Source organism: Paracoccus caeni, assembly GCF_016629665.1.
GTDB lineage: Bacteria > Pseudomonadota > Alphaproteobacteria > Rhodobacterales > Rhodobacteraceae > Paracoccus > Paracoccus caeni.
Window position 1 is genome coordinate 90635 of record NZ_JAEPRQ010000002.1, and the last position, 17763, is coordinate 108397.

Annotated in this window: 19 protein-coding genes; 9 read left to right on the forward strand and 10 right to left on the reverse strand. The window is 61.8% G+C overall.

Annotation, left to right across the window (positions count from 1 at the left end):
- Positions 1-41: 41 nt before the first annotated feature.
- The 5 genes from radA (at position 42) to JJJ17_RS07265 (ending at position 4614) form a co-directional block, all read left to right on the forward strand.
- Positions 42-1406 (forward strand): DNA repair protein RadA, encoded by a 1365-nt coding sequence (gene radA, locus JJJ17_RS07245; RefSeq protein ID WP_200685015.1) that lies wholly within the window; start codon positions 42-44, stop codon positions 1404-1406.
- A 40-nt stretch (positions 1407-1446) separates the two neighbouring features.
- On the forward strand, positions 1447-2076 hold the full coding sequence (locus JJJ17_RS07250) for a CvpA family protein (RefSeq protein WP_200685017.1): 630 nt from the start codon (positions 1447-1449) through the stop codon (positions 2074-2076).
- A 132-nt stretch (positions 2077-2208) separates the two neighbouring features.
- Entirely contained in the window at positions 2209-3699 is a 1491-nt protein-coding gene (purF, locus tag JJJ17_RS07255) for an amidophosphoribosyltransferase (protein ID WP_200685018.1), read from the forward strand.
- Positions 3700-3717: 18 nt separating this feature from the next.
- Complete coding sequence (locus JJJ17_RS07260) at positions 3718-3975, forward strand: hypothetical protein (RefSeq protein ID WP_200685019.1); 258 nt, start codon at positions 3718-3720, stop codon at positions 3973-3975.
- Between the two features lie 126 nt (positions 3976-4101).
- Positions 4102-4614, forward strand: a complete 513-nt coding sequence (locus JJJ17_RS07265) for an AmiS/UreI family transporter (protein WP_200685020.1) — start codon at positions 4102-4104, stop codon at positions 4612-4614.
- A 106-nt stretch (positions 4615-4720) separates the two neighbouring features.
- On the opposite strand, the gene JJJ17_RS07270 is transcribed toward JJJ17_RS07265, so the two are convergent.
- From JJJ17_RS07270 to pyk, 8 genes are all read right to left on the reverse strand, one after another.
- The gene (locus JJJ17_RS07270; protein WP_200685021.1) at positions 4721-5290 is read right to left on the reverse strand and encodes a DUF4760 domain-containing protein; all 570 of its coding nucleotides are present in this window, start codon (positions 5288-5290) and stop codon (positions 4721-4723) included.
- A gap of 153 nt (positions 5291-5443) precedes the next feature.
- Positions 5444-6523, reverse strand: a complete 1080-nt coding sequence (pheS, locus tag JJJ17_RS07275) for a phenylalanine--tRNA ligase subunit alpha (RefSeq protein ID WP_200685022.1) — start codon at positions 6521-6523, stop codon at positions 5444-5446.
- A gap of 128 nt (positions 6524-6651) precedes the next feature.
- A complete protein-coding gene (locus JJJ17_RS07280; protein ID WP_200685028.1) occupies positions 6652-8007 on the reverse strand; it encodes a cytochrome P450 in 1356 nt (451 codons plus the stop codon).
- Between the two features lie 59 nt (positions 8008-8066).
- The gene (locus JJJ17_RS07285) at positions 8067-9068 is read right to left on the reverse strand and encodes an acyltransferase family protein (protein ID WP_200685030.1); all 1002 of its coding nucleotides are present in this window, start codon (positions 9066-9068) and stop codon (positions 8067-8069) included.
- A 117-nt stretch (positions 9069-9185) separates the two neighbouring features.
- On the reverse strand, positions 9186-9545 hold the full coding sequence (rplT, locus tag JJJ17_RS07290) for a 50S ribosomal protein L20 (RefSeq protein WP_200685032.1): 360 nt from the start codon (positions 9543-9545) through the stop codon (positions 9186-9188).
- Between the two features lie 17 nt (positions 9546-9562).
- Complete coding sequence (gene rpmI, locus JJJ17_RS07295; RefSeq protein WP_187793478.1) at positions 9563-9763, reverse strand: 50S ribosomal protein L35; 201 nt, start codon at positions 9761-9763, stop codon at positions 9563-9565.
- A 110-nt stretch (positions 9764-9873) separates the two neighbouring features.
- Positions 9874-10149: a hypothetical protein gene (locus JJJ17_RS07300; RefSeq protein ID WP_200685034.1), complete on the reverse strand. Its 276-nt coding sequence runs from the start codon at positions 10147-10149 to the stop codon at positions 9874-9876.
- 30 nt (positions 10150-10179) lie between these two features.
- Positions 10180-11625, reverse strand: a complete 1446-nt coding sequence (gene pyk, locus JJJ17_RS07305) for a pyruvate kinase (protein WP_200685036.1) — start codon at positions 11623-11625, stop codon at positions 10180-10182.
- Between the two features lie 114 nt (positions 11626-11739).
- On the opposite strand from pyk, the gene JJJ17_RS07310 reads away from it, so the two are divergent.
- Both JJJ17_RS07310 and JJJ17_RS07315 read left to right on the forward strand, forming a co-directional pair.
- Entirely contained in the window at positions 11740-12480 is a 741-nt protein-coding gene (locus JJJ17_RS07310) for an N-formylglutamate amidohydrolase (RefSeq protein ID WP_200685037.1), read from the forward strand.
- A gap of 355 nt (positions 12481-12835) precedes the next feature.
- Positions 12836-13456: an RNA ligase family protein gene (locus tag JJJ17_RS07315; protein WP_200685038.1), complete on the forward strand. Its 621-nt coding sequence runs from the start codon at positions 12836-12838 to the stop codon at positions 13454-13456.
- A 331-nt stretch (positions 13457-13787) separates the two neighbouring features.
- On the opposite strand, the gene JJJ17_RS07320 is transcribed toward JJJ17_RS07315, so the two are convergent.
- The gene (locus JJJ17_RS07320) at positions 13788-14648 is read right to left on the reverse strand and encodes a D-amino-acid transaminase (RefSeq protein ID WP_200685039.1); all 861 of its coding nucleotides are present in this window, start codon (positions 14646-14648) and stop codon (positions 13788-13790) included.
- A gap of 166 nt (positions 14649-14814) precedes the next feature.
- Between JJJ17_RS07320 and JJJ17_RS07325 the strand changes: the two genes are divergently transcribed.
- Positions 14815-15771, forward strand: a complete 957-nt coding sequence (locus JJJ17_RS07325) for an L-malyl-CoA/beta-methylmalyl-CoA lyase (protein ID WP_200685040.1) — start codon at positions 14815-14817, stop codon at positions 15769-15771.
- A gap of 173 nt (positions 15772-15944) precedes the next feature.
- Here the strand turns inward: JJJ17_RS07325 and JJJ17_RS07330 are convergent, their stop codons facing one another.
- Entirely contained in the window at positions 15945-17018 is a 1074-nt protein-coding gene (locus tag JJJ17_RS07330; protein WP_325168783.1) for an AraC family transcriptional regulator, read from the reverse strand.
- On the opposite strand from JJJ17_RS07330, the gene JJJ17_RS07335 reads away from it, so the two are divergent.
- Positions 16923-17609 (forward strand): alpha/beta hydrolase, encoded by a 687-nt coding sequence (locus JJJ17_RS07335; protein WP_200685042.1) that lies wholly within the window; start codon positions 16923-16925, stop codon positions 17607-17609. The genes JJJ17_RS07330 and JJJ17_RS07335 overlap by 96 nt on opposite strands.
- Positions 17610-17763 lie beyond the last annotated feature (154 nt).

Genomic DNA, 17763 nt, shown 5'->3' on the forward strand with positions numbered 1-17763 from the left:
CGATATTGCGATGCTGGCCGCGCAATGCCACAAGATGTGGCATGGCAAAATCCGTTACCGCCTTCACCTGCACAGCCTGCGGCGCTGCCCACAAGAAATGGGCCGGGCGCTGCGAGGCCTGTGGTGCATGGAACACCATCGTCGAGGAAGCCCCGCTGTCCCAAGGCCCCGGTCGCGGTCTTGGTGCCGCCAAGGGCCGGACGGTCGCGCTGACCGGGCTGGAGACCAACGAGCCCCCGCCCCCACGCCGTCAATCTGGCATGGCCGAGCTTGACCGGGTGCTGGGCGGCGGATTGGTGCCGGGTTCGGCCATTCTGGTCGGCGGCGATCCCGGCATCGGCAAATCAACGCTGCTGCTGCAAGGAGCCGCCGCCTTCGCCCGTATCGGGCTGGATGCCGTCTATATCAGCGGTGAAGAGGCCAGCGCGCAGGTTCGCATGCGCGCGCAGCGACTGGGCCTTGCGGATGCACCCGTCCGCCTTGGGGCCGAAACGAACCTGCGCGACATCCTGACCACACTGGATACCGAACGCCCCGATCTTGCGATCATCGACTCGGTCCAGACGCTCTGGTCCGATCAGGTCGAGGCGGCGCCGGGCAGCGTGGCGCAGGTCCGTGCCGCCGCGCATGAGCTGGTGACCTTCGCCAAACGGCGCGGCGTGGCCATCGTCATTGTCGGCCATGTCACCAAAGACGGCCAGATCGCAGGTCCCCGCGTTGTCGAGCATATGGTCGATACCGTCTTGTATTTCGAGGGAGAACGCGGCCACCAGTTCCGCATCCTGCGCAGCGTCAAGAACCGTTTCGGCCCCGCAGATGAGATCGGCGTGTTCGAGATGACCGGCGCCGGTCTGGCCGAAGTTCCCAATCCTTCGGCACTGTTTCTCAGCGAACGCGGCCAGCCCATCGCGGGCAGCGCCGTCTTTGCCGGGATCGAGGGCACCCGCCCGGTCCTGACCGAAATTCAGGCACTTGTGGCGCCCTCGACGCTGGCTTCGCCGCGCCGCACGGTTGTCGGTCTCGATTCCGGTCGCGTCTCGACCATTCTGGCGGTGTTGGAGGCGCGCTGCGGCATCCCCTTTGCCGGGCTGGACGTGTTCCTGAACGTCGCAGGCGGCATGCGTGTCAATGAACCTGCCGCCGATCTGGCCATCGCCGGTGCGCTGCTTTCTGCGCGAGAGGACAGCGCATTACCGCCGGAAGCGGTGCTTTTTGGCGAAATCAGCCTCTCTGGTGCGCTTCGCCCTGTCGCTCAGGCGGAAAACAGGTTGAAAGAAGCGCAGAAACTTGGTTTTTCACAAGCGATTTTGCCCGAGGCCCAAAAGGTCGAGGGCGCGGGCGGCATGGGCATCAGGCGCATCGCCGATCTGACGGGCTTTGTGGGTGATGTATTCGGCGCCGGCTGAACCACCTGAAATGAAATGATAACCGGCACGGGGCATTCAAATGGACGGCTTCACGATCATCGACGCAGTGGTGGCAGTGGTCATCATCCTCTCGGCCATTCTGGCATGGTCACGGGGGTTCGTGCGCGAATCGCTGGCGATCCTTGGCTGGATCGGCGCAGCCGTTCTGGCCTTCATCTTCGCCGGAACCGTGCGCCCGATGATTGCGCAAATCCCGGTTCTGGACCGTTTCCTTGGCGATAGTTGCGAATTGGCGACGATTGCGGCCTTCGCCGTGGTCTTTGCGCTGGCGCTGGTCATCTTCTCGATCATCACGCCGCTGTTCTCATCGGTGGTCCAGCGCTCGGCCCTTGGCGGGATCGATCAGGGCATGGGCTTCCTGTTCGGGGTGGCGCGCGGAATCCTTCTGGTCGCCATCGCCTTCATCGTCTATGACCGCGTCGCGACCAGCCAGCCGGTGCCGATGGTCGAAAACTCGCGCTCTGCGCAGGTGTTCGAGCGGCTTCGCGGCCAGATGGACGAGCAGATCCCCGATGATGCGCCGGGCTGGATCGTCAGCCGTTACGAGCAGATGGTCCGTGGCTGCACCGCCACCGAAACCATCGATCTGAACGACACGCCGCCCGCCGCGACGCCGGAAACCACCCCGGAATCCGCCCCCGCGAACTGAGCCGATCAGGGTGAAATCGTACCTCATGTCGATTTCATGACGAAAAACTTCCCTCGCATCACTGCGAGGGCGTGACTTTCTGTGCTACCCACACTACATAGCGGGCAGCCCAAAGCCATTCAGGATGCTGAGATGCAACCATTCCTGGCCCACCCTTTCGATTCGGACCGCCTGCACGAAGAATGCGGCATATTCGGGGCGATCGGCGTGGTCGACGCCTCCAATTTCGTCGCCCTTGGACTGCATGCCTTGCAGCATCGCGGTCAGGAGGCCGGGGGGATCATCTCCCACGACCCTGAACAGGGTTTCAACAGCGCCCACCGTTTCGGCTATGTCCGTGACAATTTCACGAAGGCCGACGTGATGGCGACCCTGCCGGGGCCGCTGGCCATCGGCCATGTGCGCTATTCCACCGCCGGCACCAAGGCCGCCACCGCGATCCGCGACGTGCAGCCCTTCTTCGGCGAATTTCACATGGGCGGCTGCGCCGTCGCCCATAACGGCAATATCACCAACGCCGCCGCCCTGCGCCGCGAGCTGATCGAGCGTGGCTCGATCTTCCAGTCCTCGTCGGACAGCGAATGCATCATTCACCTGATGGCCCGCTCGATCCAGCGCAACATCCCCGAGCGGATGAAGGACGCCCTGCGTCGCGTCGAGGGTGCGTTCAGCGTCATCGCCATGACCCGCACCAAGCTGATCGGTGTCCGCGACCCCTTGGGCGTGCGCCCGCTGGTTCTGGGCAAGGTTGGCGATGACGGCTTCGTTCTGGCCTCGGAAACCTGCGCGCTGGACATCATCGGCGCCGATTTCTTGCGTGAGATCGAACCGGGCGAGATGGTCGTCATCTCGCGCGGCGAGGTTGAAAGCTCGCGCCCCTTCGGCCCCTCGACCGGCCGTTTCTGCATCTTCGAGCATGTTTACTTCTCGCGCCCCGATTCGATCATCGGCGGGCGTTCGGTCTATGAAACTCGCCGTCAGATCGGCGTGGAACTGGCCCGCGAAGCCCCGATCGAGGCTGATCTGGTCTGCCCCGTCCCCGACAGCGGCACCCCGGCGGCCATCGGCTATGCACAGGAATCGGGTATTCCTTATGGGATGGGGATCATCCGCAACCAGTATATGGGCCGGACCTTCATCGAACCGACCGAGCAGATCCGTAATATGGGCGTCCGGCTGAAGCTGAACGTGAACCGTTCGCTGATCGCGGGCAAGCGGGTGGTGCTGGTTGACGATTCCGTGGTGCGCGGCACCACCAGCCGCAAGATCAAGGACATGATCCTTGATGCGGGCGCGGCCGAGGTGCATTTCCGCATCGCCTCGCCGCCGACCGCCTGGCCCTGCTTCTACGGCGTCGATACGCCCGACCGGGGCAAGCTGCTGGCCGCGAATATGTCCACTGAAGAGATGCGCGAATGGATCGGCGTCGATTCACTGGCCTTCGTGACGCTGGACGGCCTTTACCGCGCAGTTGGCGAAGCCAAGGGCCGCAACAATGCCTGCCCGCAATATTGCGATGCCTGCTTCTCGGGTGATTATCCGGTGGCGCCGTTCGATCAGCTTGAACGGGGTTTCCGCATGCAGCCGGGGTCGGAAACAGCGATGAAGGAAGCTGCCGAATAATCCGGCAGGGCCTGACATATGCCCTATGACAGTCAGGCGTTTCTGGTCGTCATAGGCGTTGCATTGCTGTGCGGCACCGCAATCTGGCTTTGGTATCTTGCCCGCCACTCATTTCAGGCACGGGCAATCATCCTTATCCTTTGGCTGATCGGCCTTGCGATGAGCGTCATTCTTGGCGGGCTCTATGTGATCATCATGGGCGCAGCCACGGTGATGCTGCTGCTTTTCCTCTGGCTTTTGCTGGTGTCATCGCGCCGCTGGCCGTGGTGGCTGTGACCCACCCGCAGATCTTCAACGAAACGAAGATACAGTTGCACCGCGCGCCTTTCTGTTCCCCGCCCTGCTGAAAAGATAGGCACCTCTTATCGCTTGCCCGCGCTGGGCATCGTCAAAGGGGGCCTCATGCTGACAGGGTTCGTGCTGTTCTATGTCGGGGCCGTTCTGGTGCTGAACGGGCTATGGATGCTGGGCCGGATCGAGGATCGCGAGATCGTCGTCATCAACCTTGTCACCGCCTGCGTGTCGGGCGCGGTGGTGATCCATGACGCTTTCGGGAGCGGCGCGGATGCCACCTCGATCCGCAATGCCACGCTGTCGCTGCTGTTCTGCACCACCTATCTTTGGGTGGCGTATAACCGGCTGATCAAGGTCGATGGGCGCGGTCTCGGCTGGTTCAGCCTGTTCGTGGCAATCACCGCCCTGCCCGTCGCGGCGCGCGGTTTCTGGCAGGCCGGAAGCGTGGCCGAACATTGGATGGCGGCGAACTGGCTGTTCTGGGCGGTGCTATGGTTCTCGTATTTCCTGCTGCTGGCGGCGCAGTTGCCAATCAAGCGGCAGGTGGCGTGGGTCACGCTGATCACCGGCATCACCACAGGCTGGGTGCCGGGATTTCTGATGATCGAAGGGGTGCTGTAGAGTAGAGGTAACGGAATTCTGCGTATCTCGCCCGCTCCGCACGGTTTTGCGAAGCGGAATGGATCAGCAAGAATTTGGTATTAGATCAAGCAAGGTCAGACAGACGTCAGTCCGAATGTTGTTTCCACCGTGCTGCCAATGCCTCAAAACGACAGAAAATTTGTTCATTTTGTAGTCTGGCTCGCAGTGTCTCGATTGCATTTCGACATTTATCAAAGTCGTTGATCAAAGTGCTTTTATACCAACTGCGATACAAGTCATCATCCAAATCCTCTTCAAGTACACCGATTGCAACCAACTCGTAGTCGTTGAGAATAGTTCTGATTACATTGAGTTGCGGCGAGTTCTTCTGGTTGTCCCGAACCCAGAACTCCAGCCCTGTTTCAACGTCGTTCTTGAGGCGGTTGAATTCCATCCTGTTGTGCAGATAGTCACTGTCCCATTCGCGTTTAGAGATAAATTCCAAGGTGGTTCTTCTTCGCGCGATACGCCGCTGTTCAGCCACATTTTGTTCGGCAATACGGCGGGCATTCTTGATATGAAGATGCGCAACCAGCCAAGCAACGAGTGCAGAAACAAGAACGCCCCCCATGGAAATGAGGGGCGCATAAGCCGATATCCACGACTGCGAACTCGAAATCACATAATAAACGCGATCAGCACTCAGGCGCGCCACCCCACCCTTCGCGGGGCATGTTCACGGTTTTTTTAATCATATGGCCAGCCTCCTGCTAACGAACTTATCCCCAATATGGGGCTTCCTCATAACCGAGTCAAATTAAAGAAGTGTCAAGGCGCCACCCGCAGCAATCTGCGAGTACGCCGCAACTCATCTGTTCAACCCGCCGCTGACGCTGGGCACATCACCCGGCACAAAGCCATAATGCTTCAGCCAACGCAGATCGCTTTCGAAGAAGGCACGCAGATCGGGGATGCCGTATTTCAGCATCGCCATCCGGTCGATGCCCATGCCGAAGGCAAAGCCCTGCCATTCCGCCGGATCGATCCCGCCCGCGCGCAGCACGTTCGGATGGACCATCCCCGAGCCCAGAACCTCCAGCCAGCTATCGCCCTCGCCCACGACCAGACGGCCGTTTTCCCACGAGCATTGGATATCCACCTCAGCCGACGGCTCGGTGAAGGGGAAATGCGAGGCGCGGAAGCGGGTTTTGACGCGGGTGCCGAAGAAGGCCGAGAAGAACTCTTCCAGCACCCATTTCAACTGCGCCATCGAGATGTCGCGGTCGATGGCCAGACCCTCGATCTGGTGGAACATCGGGGTGTGGGTCTGGTCCATGTCCATGCGGTAAACCCGGCCCGGCGCGATCACGCGGATCGGTGCGCCCTGTGCCTGCATCGCCCGGATCTGCACCGGAGAGGTATGGGTGCGCAACACATGTGGCGGGCGGTTGTCGCCCGGCGCACGGTGCATGAAGAATGTGTCATGTTCCTGCCGCGCAGGATGTTCGGGCGCGATGTTCAGTGCATCGAAATTATACCAGTCGGTTTCGACCTGCGGCCCTTCGGCGACGGCGAAGCCCATATCGGCAAAGATCGCGGTGATTTCTTCGGTGACCTGGCTGATCGGGTGGATGGTACCCTGCGGGCGCGGACGGCCCGGCAAGGTTACATCCAGCCATTCACCCGCCAATCGCGCCTCAAGCGCGGCATCGTCAAGCGAGGCTTTGCGGGCGCGCAGGGCGGCATCAATCTCATCGCGGATTTCGTTCAGCACCCGGCCGGTGGTCTGGCGTTCCTCGGGCGTCATCCGGCCCAGTTCGCGCATCTTCAGGCTGATCTCACCCTTCTTGCCAAGTGCGGCAAGGCGCACATCCTCGATGGCGGTGGGATCGGCTGCGTCCTTGATACGGTCAAGCCATTGCTGGCGGAGGGGGGTCAGGTCGTCCATCGTCATGCCTTCGCGTCGGTGTTGCGACAGGCGTTAGCATTTGTGGCCGGGATGGGGAAGGCTTTGCGGGCCGGACCTGTCCTCTGGAAAGCAGAGAACCGCGGCTGGGCGGCCACTTAACCTTCCTGCTAAGGCCGGGCCTCGACCTTCAGCCACACCCCGCCATGCGGGCGCAGCGTCAGGATCATGCGCGGCTCGGGGTTGCGACGCGGAATAGCGGTGAAGCGGAACCGGGCCAGTAGCGTGGCGAGGATGATTACCGCTTCCTGCAAGGCAAAACTTGCGCCAACGCAGATGCGCGGGCCAGAGCCGAAGGGCAGAAAGGCATAGCGGTCCGGCGTGGTCAGGAAACGGTCGGGATCGAAGCTGTCAGGCTGATCCCACAACAGATGGTGGCGATGCAGCGCATAGATCGGCAGCATCACCGTATCGCCGGGCAGGATCTCGCGCCCGCACAGCCGGTCGGGCTTTTGTGCCGTGCGCGAGATCAGCGCGGCGGGCGGATAAAGACGCAAGGTTTCATTCACGATGCGGGTGATGAGCGGCAGACGGCCCAGATCATCGGCGGTGGCGGGGCCGTCCAAGGCGCGGGCCTCGGTCGCCGCGGCCTCTTGCACCTTGGGATCGAAGGCGCAGAGATACAGCGCCCAGGCAAGGGTCAGCGCGGTCGTTTCATGCCCGGCGACGATGAAGGTCAGCAGATTGTCGCGAAGCTCATCGCGGGTCATGGCGCGGTCGGTTTCGGGGTCCGAGGCGTCCAGCAGCAAATCCAGAAGATCGGGCGGACCATCCTTGGCCGCCACCTTGGCGCGGTCGGCGATGGCCTTGTCGGCGATACGCTTCATCTGCCCCAGACTGCCGCGTGAAAAAAGCCGCCCCGGACGCGGCACCCAACCGGGCACGCCAAGGATGTCCAGCACCGACAGCTTTGCAGCCTGCGACAGATAGCCTTCGATTGCGTGATGCACGGCATCCCGGTCAAAGTCGGAATCGCCGGACAGTGTAACGTCTGAGATCACCTCGAACGTGGCGGCGATGGTTTCGGCAAAGATATCGACCGGGCCTTTTGCGGTCTCCAGCCTGCGGCAAGCGGCTTCGGCGGCGGCGGTCATCACCGGGGCAAGCGCGGTGACGTGGCGATGGGCGAATGCCGGGGCGACGGCGCGGCGCTGCCAGCGCCAATGCGCGCCCTCGGCCACGAAAAGACTGTCGCCGATGGCCGGGTTCAACAGCAGCTTGGTGGTGACGGATTTCGGATAGTCGTCCACCCGCTCTTTCAGGATCACGCGCAGGCTTTCGGGGTCCATCACCATGTGAAAGCGAATGCCGGTCTTGCCCGACAGGATCGGTTGACGGGTGGCGATATCCGGGATCAGCTCCAGCACATTGCGCCGGGCGGTCATCGCGGTGCCGACGACGCCAAGGATCTGCCGGTTAAGCCGGACCTTGACGGGTTCGCGGGTGGCGTTCGCTGTCGCTTCCATGGGGACAACATAGACATGGCAGGGCGTCGCGTTCAATCGCGCCGTCTTTTGATCCTGCGTTACGAGAAGCCCAGAATCCTGCGCCATCCGATCCGCCCGGCAAGCCGATCCAGCAGCAGCGGACCGATCACGCCGAGGCTTCCCCCCAGCAGGACATGAATGGCGATTCCGGTGATCCCGGCCACCTCCAGCGCCGCTCTGATCCCGCCCGAGAAAATCGTATGCGCCAGAAAGATCGCCATCGAGGCGACCCCGCAACGGCGCAGCAGGGCGCCCATACTGCCCCGCAGCGGCTGATAAGAAATCATCAGCAACAGGCCCGACACCGCCGCCAGCCCAATCGCCAATGAGAACGGATAGCCCTGCGGTGAAGCCGACATCGCGGCGATACCGACGGACAGCAGGAACGCCACGCACCCCATAATCGCGGGAAACGGCCCAAGACGCCGTGCGCGCTGGATCAGCGAAAGCCGGGCAATGGCGATACCCGCGATGAAATAGGGAAGATGCCGCAGCGCCTGCTCGGTCCAGACGCTCGCCTGCAGATTGGCGTTCGCGGCAAAAAGGCCGATGAGCAGCAGGGTTGCCAAGACGGGCCGCCGGATGCCGACCGCGCCGATCACAAGGATCAGGAACAGCGCCCAGAGAAACCAGAAATGCGCGCGTGGCGGCAGCGGCAGGAACGGAAATTCGGACCAGCCCAGCGGCGAATTGGCATAGGCCCCGGCAAACAGCCGCAGGGCGAAGAAAATCCATGTCCACAGGAAAAGTGGCCAGATCAACCGCTCAGCCCGGCCGGCGATGAAGACCGGAAGCGGCTTTCGGCGAGCAGCGGGAAGAAAAATCAGCCCCGCCAGCACGAAGAACAGCGGCATGTGGAAGGCATAGATGCCACGATCAATCGCCATGACCAGCGGGGTCGCGGGCAGGATGTCGGCATCGACCAGCCCGCGCAGCGCGTGGCCCACCACCACCAGAATGATGCCGATCCCGCGCGCCTGATCGATCCAGTCCAGCCTTGGGCGGACCTTCAGCACTTGGGGGTCGGGAACGCGCTGCATCACAATAGGCTCTGACCAAAAAGAAACCATGCCGGAATTGCGTCCGGCATGGTTTCAGAACTTGCGATCAGGTCCAAGTCAAGCGCGACCGGCAGGTCACCGCTCAACCCTCTGCGATCAGGCTGCGGCTTTCGCCTTTTCAACGATAGCGCCGAATGCTTCGGGCTCGTTGATGGCCAGATCGGCCAGAACCTTGCGGTCAACCTCGATCCCGGCTTTCGCCAGCAGGTTGATGAAACGCGAATAGGTCATTTCGGCATCGACCAGACGGACGGCAGCATTGATCCGCTGAATCCACAGCGCGCGGAAGTTGCGCTTGCGGTTCTTGCGGTCGCGGGTCGCGTATTGGTTTGCCTTGTCCACGGCTTGCGTGGCGGTGCGGAAGTTGCGCGAACGGGCGCCATAATACCCTTTGGCCGCATCAAGAACCTTCTTGTGACGGGCGTGGGTAACCTTGCCGGATTTAACTCGTGCCATTGTTCAGTTCCCCTCGATCAGCGGTTATAGGGCATGTATTTCTTGACGATCTTGGCATCCGCGTCCGACAGGACGGTGGTGCCGCGCGCGTCACGAATGAATTTCGTGGTACGCTTGATCATGCCGTGGCGCTTACCAGCCTGGGCGGATTTCACCTTGCCCGAAGCCGTGAACGAGAACCGCTTCTTGGCGGCAGATTTGGTCTTCATCTTCGGCATTTTCATCTCCTTGGATCAGAGTGAACGCGCGACTCGGCAATGCCATATTGGCCGGACGCACGGGTAGGAAGCGCGCCGTATAAGCGCGCCCCGCGGATTTGGCAAGAGGGTCAGTTCGTTACCGCACCCTCGGGTTCCGCGACGGGTTCTTCGGCAACGGGTGCCGCTGCGCCCTCGCCCCCGGTCAGCCGGTCCCATGCCGCAAACACGGATTCGGGCTGCAACGGCTCATCGCTGGTATAGGCCGCGGCGAAGATCGCCACGATGCCAAGGATCAGCATGATCGCGGCGGCGCGCGGCGGTTGCGTCTGCAAAAGCTGCACCACAGCGGCAATGACCGAGATCGCACAAAGCGCCACCCCGGCCAGAAGAAGATAGTCAGACATAGGCTCGCCTTCTTTGGGTCGGTCCGTCGATTACTCTGGGTCCGAGGCGTAGATCAAGCGCTCATCACAGGGGGCGATCCGCACGATATTGGTGGTGCCGGGCACGTTGAAGGGCACACCGGCGATCACCACCACCTGACGCGTCTCATCGGCGAAACCGAAGTCGCGGGCGGCGCGGGTGGCGTTCACCACCGCTTCCTTGAAGCGGTAAAGGCGCGGCGTCATCACGCAATGGGTGCCCCAGAGAAGGGTCATCTGACGCAGCACCGTCTCGATCGGGCTCAGCGCGATGATCGGGACGCGCGGGCGTTCACGGGCGATCAGCCGCAGGGTCTTGCCCGATTGGCTGAAGGCGCAGATCGCGGCCACGTCGGTCGTCTCGGCAATCTCGCGCGAGGCGGTGACGATGGCGTCGGCGACGCTGTGCAGCTCGGCCTGACGGGCGGCTTCGATGATATTGCGATAGTTCGGATCGGCCTCGACCGAGCGGGCGACGTTGTCCATCGTCTGCACGGCCTGGATCGGGAAGGAACCGGCGGCGCTTTCGGCGGACAGCATGACGGCATCGGTGCCTTCATAGATTGCGTTGGCGACATCGCTGACCTCGGCCCGCGTCGGCACCGGGCTTTCGATCATCGATTCCAACATCTGCGTGGCGACGATCACCGGCTTCGCCGCCGCGCGGCACTTGCGGACCAGCCGCTTCTGGATCGGCGGCACCGAATGCACCGGCAGTTCGACGCCCAGATCGCCCCGCGCCACCATGATCCCGTCCGAAGCGGTCAGAATCTCTTCGAACGCATTTACCGCAGCAGGTTTTTCGATCTTGGAAATGACGGCGGCGCGACCGCGCGCCAGTTCCTTCGCCTCCAGCACGTCCTGTGCGCGTTGCACGAAGGACAAAGCCAGCCAGTCCACGCCCAGTTCGCAGGCAAATTCCAGATCGGCCCGGTCCTTGTCGGACAGCGCCGCCAGCGGCAGCACCACATCGGGCACGTTCACGCCCTTGCGGTCCGAAATCGTGCCCGCGACCGTCACCGTGCATTCGGCGAAATCCGGGCCGCATTCGTTCACGCTGAGGCGGATCTTGCCGTCATTGACCAGCAGTTCGCTATTCGGCACCAGCGCCTGAAAAATCTCGGGATGCGGCAGCTGCACCCGCGTCGCATCGCCGGGCGCAGAGTTTAGATCGAAGCGAAAGCGGTCGCCAACGCCCAGTTCATGCGGACCGGCGGCAAACTGACCAACGCGCAGCTTCGGCCCCTGAAGATCGGCCAGAATGGCAATCGGACGCCCGGTTTCGGTCTCGACCGCGCGGATCGCATTGTAGCGTTCGCGGTGGTCCTCATGGTTGCCGTGGCTCATGTTCAGGCGGAATACGTCTGCTCCGGCGTCAAACAGTGCCCTGATCATCTCCTTGGTAGATGACGCCGGTCCCAAAGTAGCTACGATCTTTACGTTGCGATGTCTTCTCATACGTCCCGCCCTTCCACGTTTAGCGCTATCTATGCCGTAAAGCGGACCTCACGGCAACTGGCGTCTGGCCTTCGTCCGACATAGACATGGTTCACCATGAAAGACGACAAGCCAATGACAGAACATGCCTTCCGGACCGTCGGCGAGGATCGCCCTTCCCGCTGGCTGATCACTTGTGACCACGCAACGAACCGGGTGCCGGACTGGCTCAACGGCGGCTCTCTGGGCATCGCGCCCGAGGATATGGCCCGCCATATCGCCTATGACGTTGGCGCGGCGGGACTGACGCTTGCACTGGCCGAGCGGATGGATGCGCCGGCGATCCTGACCGATTTCTCGCGCCTCGTGATCGATCCGAACCGGGGCGAGGATGACCCGACGCTGCTGATGCGGCTTTACGACGGCACGGTGATCCCGGCGAACAAAACCGCCGATCTGGCCGAGCGTGAACGGCGGCTGAACCTGCTGCACCGCCCCTATCATGCCGCGCTGGAGGCTCTGGCCGCACGCCATGCCCAACGCTGCATCTGTGCGATCCACAGCTTCACCCCGCAACTGCGAGGCCGCCCGCCACGCCCGTGGCATGTCGGCATCCTCTATTCGCACGAGGATTCGCGACTGGGCGCGGCCATGGTGCGCGCCTGCCGGGAAGAGGGTTGGGTGACGGGCGAGAACCAGCCCTATGACGGACATCTGCAAGGTGATTCCATTGACCGGCACGCGCTGCGCCATGGCCGCCCGAACATGCTGATCGAGATCAGGAACGATCTGATCGCCACGCCTGACGGACAAGCCGAATGGGCGGTTCGCCTCGCCCCGGTGATCGCCCGCGTTCTTGAAGAGAGCGGGCTTTAGCTCCCGTGCCGACTGAGAGCTGAGGGCCGTGCCCGACCGTCGGGTGGGCACGGCAACGCTTGTGCCGGACACTTTATGGTGCCGCCCGGTCGGACCTCACCTTGCGCGAGACATCACCAAAGTGCCCACCCGGTGGGGGCGGTCGGGCACGGCCCGGCGGTGCCTGCGGCACCTTGATTCCGGGCGAGCGCTTGAGCCACACCGCCATCGTTGAAGAGCTGAGGGCTGGTGTCGTCTGTCAGATATTTCTGTCTTTCAGTCAAATTTCTGACCCAAGAGGCCTCCAATCCGGGATCAGGCAATCGACGTTAAGAGCCCATAGCTGCCGATCAGCACTTTGTGCTAACACCTGTCCATGAAAAAATACGGCCGCACATTTCACCTGCCAATTTCACCCGGCGCCACCAGCGACGACAAGATCATGTCGTCACTGGATGGGCTTAAAGTCGAAGACCTCGTTGTCACAGAAAAAATGGATGGCGAGAATACGACCATTCATTCAGGCGGCTCCCACGCGCGCAGCCCGGACAGCCGCTACCACCCCTCCCGCGATTGGCTCAAAGCGTTTGCCGCAGGTATTTCGCCCTATCTGATGGAAGGTGAGCGCATCGTTGGTGAGAACCTCTACGCACGCCATTCTGTAGCATATGATGCGCTGCCTTCATATTTCCTGGGTTTCGCCTGGATCGTGCATGAGGAGGTGCAGCCGTGGGATCTGACCTTGGCGCGGTTTGAGGAGTTACGCGTTCAAGCGGTGCCAACGCTCTATCGCGGCCCCTATCAGAATGGCATTTTTGATCGCCTTGCAAAGTCCCTCGATTTGACGAGGCAGGAGGGTTTCGTGGTGCGCACGGCAGAGGGGTTCATGGAAAGTGCGATGCCAGAACGCGTAGGCAAGTATGTGCGGGAAGGGCACGTCCAGTCAGAGATACATTGGATGAAGGCCGAACTCATACCCAACAAGCTTGCTGACTGACCGGCAGCTTTGTCCGCATAGCAGACGCCGTGGATCCGGTGAAGTGGGTCAGCTTTGCTTGACGGTTGGGGTGGAAGTGCCTGACGGGACCAGCCGACAAGCACATGAATTCATCGCCCTGTGAGTCAAATATCTGTGGAATCAGACAGCGGGGCACAGCCGGGGATGGGCACCTGCAACACTTGTGCCTGACACTTTATGGTGCCGCCCCGTCGAACATTCCCGTGGCGCGCAGCCTCGCCAAAGTGCCCAGCCGCGGGACGGCTGTGCGCTGCCCGGCGTCGCCCGAGGGCGACTTGATTCCGGGCGGGCGCTTCACAGTCGAACGGCTTCAGACCGCAGCCTTGCGCATCTCTTCCAGATAGATCTCGCGCAGACGTGTCGCGACCGGACCCACCTGCCCTGCGCCGACAGCCGCGCCGTCGATCTCGACCACCGGCATCACGAAGGCCGAGGCCGAGGTAATGAAAGCCTCATCCGCCGCCTGCGCCTCGGCGATGGTAAAGCTGCGCTCTTCCACCTTCATCTGCGCCTCGCTGGCAAAGCGCAACACGGCCGCGCGGGTGATCCCGTGCAGAATGTCATGCGACAGCGCGCGGGTGATGATCGTGTTGCCCTTGACGATATAGGCGTTGTTCGAAGTGCCCTCGGTCACTTGGCCATCCTCGACCAGCCATGCATCATCGACGCCGCGCGCCTTGGCCTCCATCTTGGCCATCGACGGGTAAAGCAGCTGCACCGTCTTGATGTCGCGCCGCGACCAGCGCAGATCCTCGACACTGATCACCTTCCAGCCGGTCTTGGCCGCCGGATTGTCGGCGAGGCCCGGCTTTGCCTGCGTGAACATCACCACGGTCGGCACGGTATCTTCGGGCGGATAGGCGAAGTCGCGATCGCCCGGATTGCCGCGCGTCACCTGCAAATAGATCATCCCGTCGGTGATGCCGTTATTCTCGATCAACGTGCGCTGGACGTTTAGATATTCCTCATCCGTCAGCGGGTTGCCCATGGAAAGCTCGGACAGCGACCGCTTCAGCCGCTCGATATGGCCGTCGAAGTCCAACAGCTTGCCGTCCAGCACGCTGACCACTTCATAGACGCCATCGGCCATCAGGAAGCCACGGTCGAAGATCGAGACCGTCGCCCGGTCCTCGGGCAGATATTCACCGTTCACATAGACTGTCCGTGTCATCGAGATCCTCCGTAGCGGCACGCGGCACGGTCGTGCGCCCAAATGCCCGCCGCCGTCAACCCATCCCGGACCAACCGCGCAGGAAATGATCTTTCCCCTGTTGCATCATCCAGTGCGAAACATTATTGCTGGATTCGCGTCGAATGTTTTCAAACAGGATCCGATAATGAGTTTCCGCACGCAGCCCCTGCCCCCGGCACGCCTGAACAGGTGTCAGCTTTTTGGGCCGGGTTCGCGCGTGAGCCTGTTTGAAAAGATGGCGAAATCCGATGCCGATGTGATCAATCTGGACCTTGAGGATTCGGTCGCGCCGGATGACAAGGAACAGGCGCGCAAGAACATCATTCAGGCAATCGGCGACATCGACTGGGGGCAGAAAACCCTGTCGGTCAGGATCAACGGGCTGGACACGCCCTTCTGGTATCGCGATGTCGTCGATCTTCTGGAACAGGCGGGCGAACGGCTGGACCAGATCATGATCCCGAAAGTCGGGAACGCCGCCGATATCTATGCCGTCGATGCGCTGGTCACCGCGGTAGAGCGCGCCAAGGGCCGCAGCAAACCGATCCGCTTCGAGGTTATCATCGAAAGCGCCGCCGGTATCTGCCATGTCGAGGAAATCGCCGCCTCGTCGCCACGGATGGAGGCGGTCAGTCTGGGTGCGGCGGATTTCGCGGCCTCGATGGGCATGGCCACGACCGGAATTGGCGGCACGCAAGAGAATTACTACATGATCAGGGAAGGGCAGAAATACTGGCCCGATCCGTGGCACTGGGCGCAGACCGCAATCGTCGCCGCCTGCCGCACGCATGGGCTGCTGCCGGTCGATGGCCCCTTCGGCGATTTCAGTGATACCGACGGTTTCGTCGCGCAGGCCCGCCGCTCGGCCACGTTGGGCATGGTCGGCAAATGGGCGATCCATCCCAGTCAGGTAGCGCTGGCCAACGAAGTCTTTTCGCCCAGCGAAGCCGCCATCGGCGAAGCGCGCGAGATTCTGGCAGCAATGGATGAGGCCAAGCGTTCCGGCGCGGGAGCCACAGTTTACAAAGGTCGTCTGGTTGATATCGCCTCGATCAAGCAGGCCGAGGTGATCGTCCGTCAGGCGGAACTGATCGCGGGATAAGAGCTACCACCGGCGAGGATCAGTGGAGGGGTCCAAGCCGAATGTGGGGGGAGACGGGCCTCGCTGAAAGATGCGGGGCCCGTTGCATTTTGAAGATGAGCTTGGTGGGCAGCACGCTGAACCAGCGGCAAACCTTCATCGGCATGTCGGAACGCATTGCGGGCAAAGTGCCCCTATTGCCGCCGCCATTGGGAAGGGCTGGTCCCGTATCTCAGCTTGAACGCCCGGCTGAACGCCGCTTCCGAGTTATAACCGGCGGCTTCCGCGACTTCGCTGATCCGTCGCGTTGTCCGCTGCAACATCTCGGCCGCCTTATCCAGACGCAGGCCGATCAGATAGCGCAGCGGCGGCTCGCCCACCAGCGTCGCAAATCGACCCGCAAAGACCGAGCGTGACATCCCTGCAGCCCGCGCCAGTTCAGAGACCGTCCATGCGCGTGCGGGCTGGGCATGCATCGCGCTCAGTGCGCGGCTGATCGCGGGATCGGAGGCACCGGAAAGCCAGCTTGCCCGTGCGTCAGGCTCTTGCGCCCACAACCGCAACACCCTGATCAGCAACAGCTCGACGATCCGCGAAATCATGATCGCGCCACCCGGTTCGCGCGTCTCGATCTCTTGCAAGGCAAAGCGCGAGGCGGTCTCCAGCCAATCCATCGCGCCGTCGGTGATCTGGCGCAGGATGATGACCTTGGGCAGGCAGGCCAACAAACGGTAAGACAGCCGCTCATCGATATGGAATGTCCCGCGCAACCATACGCAGTCGCCGAATGCGGGTTTCGCCTTCGAGGTCCCCGCTTCAGGCGACAGGGGCGGATAAGACACCGCGAAAGCCGAACCCGAGGCCAGAAGCGCGACATCGCCCCGTTCCAGCTTGGCGGGCTGCTGCCCGAATGCGTCGCAATGAAGAAGCACCGATCCGCTTCTGACGATCAGCAATGACCGCTCGGCGCTGTCGAAAACAGTCATAGCAGACAAATCAGACGAATATGCTTCCATATTGCCACCGATGAAGCGTATCGATGTCAGAACATCTGACAATGCATCGGGCAAATCAGGTGTTTGTGCAATGTTTTCGCGAGTAACCGTCATAGTTTCTCGTTCTATCTTCTCTATTCTTCCACTGCAATTCACGCGTTCCCATGGAGGTAGTTTATGACTGAAGATACGACCATCATTCTCGTTCACGGTTTCTGGGGTGGTGCCGCACATTGGAGCAAGGTCATCGCCGAACTTGACCGGCAAGGGCATCGCAATGTCCGCGCGGTCGAACTGCCGCTGACTTCGCTTGCCGATGATGCCGGACGACTGCGCAAAATGGTGGCCCAGCAGGCTGGCAATGTGGTGCTTGTCGGTCACTCCTATGGCGGCGCGGTGATCACCGAGGCGGGCGATCTGCCGAATGTGACCGGGCTTGTCTATATCGCGGCCTTTGCACCCGATGCAGGCGAAAGCCCCGGCGCGATCACCGAGCAGAATCCGCCGGAAGCGATTGCCAGCGTCGTTCCCGACAGCGATGGCTATCTTTGGATCGACTACGAGAAATACCACGAAAGCTTCTGTCAGGATCTGGACGCGGAAGAGGCGTGGATCATGTCGGTCACGCAGAAGGCGCCTTTAGGCTCGACCTTCGGCGACAACATCACCGCACCGGCATGGCGGAAGAAACCCAGTTGGTATCAGATCTCCAGCGCCGACCGGATGATCAACCCCGAGAACCAAAGACGCATGGCCGAAAGGATGGCCCCGCAAAAAACCATCACGCTGGATGCGGGTCATGCCTCGCTTGCATCGCAACCTGCCGAGGTCACGGCGCTGATCCTCGAAGCTGCAAAAGCCTGACCAAGTCGCGAGAGGGTGGTGGCCCGACAGGGTCGCCACCTTGCTCAACCGCGTCAGGCCATCGCGTCTATCGCCACCGCCAGTTTATTCAGATCGGCCGCATAGAAACCCGCCGCATTGATGCAGTTCGTCTCAAGAAGCCGCAAACTTTGGT

Excerpts from the sequence above, each read along its gene's own strand:
- JJJ17_RS07325 (WP_200685040.1), top strand. The coding sequence starts at position 14,815 with ATGAGTTTCCGCACGCAGCCCCTGCCCCCGGCACGCCTGAACAGGTGT.
- pheS (WP_200685022.1), bottom strand. The coding sequence starts at position 6,523 with ATGGACGACCTGACCCCCCTCCGCCAGCAATGGCTTGACCGTATCAAG.
- JJJ17_RS07250 (WP_200685017.1), top strand. The coding sequence starts at position 1,447 with ATGGACGGCTTCACGATCATCGACGCAGTGGTGGCAGTGGTCATCATC.
- pyk (WP_200685036.1), bottom strand. The coding sequence starts at position 11,625 with ATGAGAAGACATCGCAACGTAAAGATCGTAGCTACTTTGGGACCGGCG.
- JJJ17_RS07300 (WP_200685034.1), bottom strand. The coding sequence starts at position 10,149 with ATGTCTGACTATCTTCTTCTGGCCGGGGTGGCGCTTTGTGCGATCTCG.
- JJJ17_RS07335 (WP_200685042.1), top strand. The coding sequence starts at position 16,923 with ATGACTGAAGATACGACCATCATTCTCGTTCACGGTTTCTGGGGTGGT.
- purF (WP_200685018.1), top strand. The coding sequence starts at position 2,209 with ATGCAACCATTCCTGGCCCACCCTTTCGATTCGGACCGCCTGCACGAA.
- JJJ17_RS07315 (WP_200685038.1), top strand. The coding sequence starts at position 12,836 with ATGAAAAAATACGGCCGCACATTTCACCTGCCAATTTCACCCGGCGCC.
- JJJ17_RS07260 (WP_200685019.1), top strand. The coding sequence starts at position 3,718 with ATGCCCTATGACAGTCAGGCGTTTCTGGTCGTCATAGGCGTTGCATTG.
- rpmI (WP_187793478.1), bottom strand. The coding sequence starts at position 9,763 with ATGCCGAAGATGAAGACCAAATCTGCCGCCAAGAAGCGGTTCTCGTTC.
- radA (WP_200685015.1), top strand. The coding sequence starts at position 42 with ATGGCAAAATCCGTTACCGCCTTCACCTGCACAGCCTGCGGCGCTGCC.
- JJJ17_RS07280 (WP_200685028.1), bottom strand. The coding sequence starts at position 8,007 with ATGGAAGCGACAGCGAACGCCACCCGCGAACCCGTCAAGGTCCGGCTT.
- JJJ17_RS07330 (WP_325168783.1), bottom strand. The coding sequence starts at position 17,018 with ATGCCCTTGCCGGTCAAGTTCGGCGATGACCTTGCTCCAATGTGCGGC.
- JJJ17_RS07265 (WP_200685020.1), top strand. The coding sequence starts at position 4,102 with ATGCTGACAGGGTTCGTGCTGTTCTATGTCGGGGCCGTTCTGGTGCTG.
- JJJ17_RS07285 (WP_200685030.1), bottom strand. The coding sequence starts at position 9,068 with ATGCAGCGCGTTCCCGACCCCCAAGTGCTGAAGGTCCGCCCAAGGCTG.
- JJJ17_RS07320 (WP_200685039.1), bottom strand. The coding sequence starts at position 14,648 with ATGACACGGACAGTCTATGTGAACGGTGAATATCTGCCCGAGGACCGG.
- rplT (WP_200685032.1), bottom strand. The coding sequence starts at position 9,545 with ATGGCACGAGTTAAATCCGGCAAGGTTACCCACGCCCGTCACAAGAAG.
- JJJ17_RS07310 (WP_200685037.1), top strand. The coding sequence starts at position 11,740 with ATGACAGAACATGCCTTCCGGACCGTCGGCGAGGATCGCCCTTCCCGC.